Below are 294 nucleotides of genomic sequence, written 5' to 3' on the forward strand. Positions count from 1 at the left end.
CGGCGGCGCTCGGCCGCGAGCCGCTGGTGCTGGCGCACGACGACCCCGGCATCCGCACCGCGGTGCGCGCGGTGGACTGCCTGGTCATCTCCCCCGGGCCGGGCCACCCCGCCCGCCCCGAGGACGTGCGCCTGGCGGCCTGGGCGCTGGAGCACTCCGGCCTGCCGACGCTGGGGGTGTGCCTGGGCCACCAGCTGATGGTGGTGGCCACCGGCGGGCGGGTGGAGCCGGCCCCGGCCCCGCAGCACGGGCTGGTGGACGCCCTGGAGCACCACGGCACGGGGTTGGCGGCGC

The 294-nt window shown here is 80.3% G+C and carries 1 protein-coding gene; it reads left to right on the plus strand.

The features are described from left to right. Positions 1-294, plus strand: a 294-nt coding sequence (locus HMPREF3099_RS11120) for a glutamine amidotransferase-related protein (RefSeq protein ID WP_168168531.1), incomplete at both ends; no start/stop codon positions are given.

Origin of the sequence: Kytococcus sp. HMSC28H12 (assembly GCF_001816045.1) — a bacterium.
In the GTDB taxonomy this organism is placed as follows: domain Bacteria; phylum Actinomycetota; class Actinomycetes; order Actinomycetales; family Dermatophilaceae; genus Kytococcus; species Kytococcus schroeteri.